We start from the raw sequence: 4,029 nt of genomic DNA on the forward strand, positions 1-4,029 counted from the left end.
ACCGGCGTCGCAGGAGCCGCGTGTGGCCATTGCGCCGCCTCTTGCTCACGTGAGGCTAATGACCTTATTTCGGTTTTAGCCGCCTGCCCTCTTGCTCGATCTCGGCTCTATCGATGTATTTCTCATACCTTCGGTAGGGTAGTAAGGCCATTGATCTACTGTCGACGCTGTATTTTTGCTGTGGCATTCGTTAGCGGTCCAGCAGGTATTCAGCAGTGCGGGGAATGGCTTGATGGATCGCAGGGCGGGGTGGACTTGGCGCTCGCTGAACAAGGGGATCCCCTGGTTGGCGACGGCGGCGATCGCCGGCGGATTCACGGCGGCGCCGCATTCGGCACCGGTTGACACCACCCCGATATCCATTGCCTTCCGGGCGGAAAGCAATCGTCTTAATAGCCTGGTCCGCGTTCACTGCCGCCATCGGCGAGTCCATTGTCGTCGCTATCCGTGTCCGGACGCTTTCTGCCCTCACCGCTGGTACGGCTCACGGGGGCCGCGCGGCCCGCGCGGGCCCAGAGGAGAACAGGGAGACGAGGGGTGGACAGGACCGCGGGGAGGCAGAGGAAACCGCGGCGAGGAGGGACCGCCAGGACCCCAGGGAGAACAAGGCGAGGCAGGACCGATCGGGGATACCGGAGACACAGGCCCGGTAGGACCAACCGGGGAGACCGGGGCTGCGGGTCCGGCCGGTCCGGCCGGTCCGACTGGTCCGGCAGGTCCGACGGGGGAGACCGGAGCTACGGGTCCGGCGGGACCAGCGGGAGCGACTGGGGAGACCGGAGCCGCGGGTCCGGCGGGACCAGCAGGACCGACCGGGGAGACCGGAGCGGCAGGTCCGGCCGGTCCGACAGGTCCAGCAGGGCCGACCGGGGATACCGGGGCCGCAGGTCCGACTGGTCCGGCGGGCCCGGCGGGGGAGACCGGGGCTGCGGGTCCGGTAGGTCCCGCAGGGCCGACCGGGGATACCGGCGCCGCGGGGCCGACTGGCCCGGTGGGTCCTACGGGGGAGACCGGGGCTGCGGGTCCGGCCGGTCCGACTGGTCCGACTGGTCCGGCGGGCCCGATTGGGGATACCGGAGCTACGGGTCCGGTAGGTCCGGCTGGACCAGCGGGAGTGGCTGGGGATACCGGGGCTGCGGGTCCGGCGGGTCCAGCCGGACCTACCGGGGAGACCGGGGCTGCGGGTCCGGCCGGTCCGACAGGCCCGGTGGGTCCGATTGGGGATACCGGAGCGGCAGGTCCGGCGGGGCCGACTGGCCCGGCGGGTCCTACGGGGGAGACCGGGGCTGCGGGTCCGGCGGGGCCGACTGGTCCGGCGGGCCCGATTGGGGATACCGGAGCGGCAGGTCCGGCGGGGCCGACTGGCCCGGCGGGAGCGACTGGGGATACCGGGGCCGCAGGTCCGACTGGTCCGGCGGGGGAGACCGGAGCCGCGGGTCCGGCGGGTCCAGCAGGGCCGACCGGGGAGACCGGCGCTACGGGTCCGGCAGGCCCCGCGAGTCTGGGCATTGACAGCGCGTACCAGGGCGCGAACCTCTTCATCGGGTTGGTTCAAGCCGATGGCCACACCTTGATCCGGGACCCGCAAACGAGCCCCTCGTGGCACGATATCTCGGCGCTGCCGGGATATCCCGCCAGTGGAGTAACGGACGTCACCCTCGCCGTGGAGGGCGGCAACCTGCACGTTACGGTGCGAGGCGCCGGCGACACGGTGTTCGGAACGACATGCATCGTCACCCCGGCGCCGACCTGGCCGGGCAACTGCAGCGTGTTCCAGGATTTCACGCCACCGCTGTTCCGCCGCGCAGAGTCGGCCGGCGCTCCGCGTGACCTACGTCAGCTGCGGTCCAGCCGGGGGAAGGCGATCTCGTTGAGGAGCAGTCGGAGGGCTGCGGCGATGGGGATGGCGATCAGGGCGCCGATGATTCCCAGGAGCGCGCCGCCGATGAGGGTGGCCAGGACGGTGACGACGGCGGGTACCTCGACGGCCCGGCCCATGATCTTGGGGACGAGAAAGTAGTCCTCGGCCTGGCGGTAGGCGACGTAGAAGACGGCGGTGGCGATCGCCACGGGCAGGGACACGGTCAGGGCGATGAGGGAGACGACGACGCCGCCGATGGTCGATCCGATCACCGGGATCAGGTCCATGAACGCGACGAACAGGGCCAGGACCAGCGCGTACGGGATTCCGAAGATCAGGAGCCAGATGTAGGTGCCCGCACCCGCGATCAGTGAGGTGATGAGGTTGCCCAGGACGAATCCGCCGACCTTGGTGAAGATGTTCTCGCTGATCAGGATGACGCGAGCGCGGCGTGAGCGCGGTGCGAGGCGGTAGAGCAGGTTCTTGATCGCGGGCATCCCGGCCAGGAAGTAGATGGCCAGCACGAGCACGACGAGCAGGGAGGTGGCGGCGGTCAGCACCATCTTTCCCGCTCCGAGCACGCCTCCGACCAGGGAGGAGCCGCCGCCGGACAGGAGTTTGGTCAGCCGCTGCTGAAAATGGTATTTGTCGTTGAGCTTGCCCAGCTGCGAGCTGTGGTCCTGCACCGTGTGCAGATAATGGGGCACTTCGTTGGCCAGGGCGGTGGCCTGGGAGGCCAGCGGGGGGATCGCCGCGCTCAAGAATCCGCTGATCGCGGCGAGCATGCCCACGACGACGACGGTCACCGCGGCCCAACGAGGCAGGCGATGACGGGTCAGCCATGACACCAGGGGGTCCAGCCCCGCGGCGATGAACAGCGCCAGCCCGATCAGGATCAGTACCGACCGCGCGGCGATGATGAGCTGGATGAGCCCGTACGTGACGGCGACCCCGGCCGCGCCGGTCATCCCGACGAAGAACGGTGACCGCCGATCCAGCGGCCGGCCGGGGCGCCCGAACGGCTTTGCTTCCTCCGCGGAGTCGGTCTCGGTCCGCGTCCCGTCCTCCTCCGGACCAGGCTCGCGGTCGTCGTCATCGGGAGGCGTCGAACGCTGAGGCTGGATCGTCATGGGCAACCGTCCGCTGGCATCGATTGACCTCCTGGTACCCGTGCGGTCCCGATCAAACAAAGAGTGCGGTGACCGGGTCAGTCGAGGTCCTTGTCCGGGGGCCCGTCGAAGTCGACATCGACGTTCTCGAAGCCTTTGTGGCGTTCGGTTTCGGCATAGGAGGTATAGGCGCGGCGGTCGCCCGGGGTGAGGTCGACGTTGTCGGTGAAGGGGGTCAGCAGGCTGCGCGGCCACAGCCGTTCCACGCGGACGACGTTGAACTCGGCACAGATCACGAACGTCACGGCGCCGAGGTAGATCCAGGTCATCAGACCGAGCACGATCCCGAACAGGCCGTACGTGGCGGTGGCGCCCTTCAGCGTGTAGCCGAGAAGGAACGTACCCGCCCACTGCAGCACCTCCCAGATCACAGCGCAGGCGACAGCGCCCACACGAACCTGGGCGATGCTGACAGGCCGCGCGATCAGCACCCGGAACGCGGTCGTGAACAACGCGACGTTGAGGACGAGGGTGATGACGACCGCACCCGCTCGAACGCTGCTGCCGTACGAGCTCGCATTCGAGGTCAGAGCCGACAGCACGGTGGTCGCCAGGATTCCGGCGCCGCCCGCCGCGAGCAGCAGCAGGCTGCGAAGCCGGGCGGCGATCGGGTTCGGGCGGGAGTTACGCGGCACTCCCCATATTTTGTTCAGCGCGTTCTGGATGGCCTGAACGACGCCGAGCCCGCCGTAGAGACTGCCCAAGATGCCGATGGCCAGGCCGAAGACGCTTCCGTGGAAGGAGTGGATGTTGGTCCCGATCTGGTCGCCGATGACCGGGAACTGAGCGAGCGCCGAATCCAGCACCCGCTGCTGCAGGCCCGGACTGCCTTGCAAGGCGTAGCCCAGGGCGGTGACCAGGAGCAGCAACAGCGGGAACAGCGACACGAAGCCGTAGTAAGTGATCATTGCCGTCAGGTAGGCACCCTGATCATCGACGAACTTGTACGCCACGGCCAGCGGCAGACCCGCCCAGCGATGCCGCCGCTGAAAAGCATCC

2 protein-coding genes are annotated in these 4,029 nt (G+C 68.6%); both read right to left on the reverse strand.

The genetic code is table 11. The annotated features are described in order from the left end of the window. Positions 1 to 1,836: 1,836 nt before the first annotated feature. Entirely contained in the window at positions 1,837 to 2,991 is a 1,155-nt protein-coding gene (locus tag FB559_RS36175; RefSeq protein WP_141961400.1) for an AI-2E family transporter, read from the reverse strand. 77 nt (positions 2,992 to 3,068) lie between these two features. Next, positions 3,069 to 4,029: YihY/virulence factor BrkB family protein (locus FB559_RS36180; protein WP_141961401.1), on the reverse strand; the 961-nt coding region annotated here is incomplete at its 5' end.

This window comes from Actinoallomurus bryophytorum, from assembly GCF_006716425.1.
Taxonomy (GTDB): domain Bacteria; phylum Actinomycetota; class Actinomycetes; order Streptosporangiales; family Streptosporangiaceae; genus Actinoallomurus; species Actinoallomurus bryophytorum.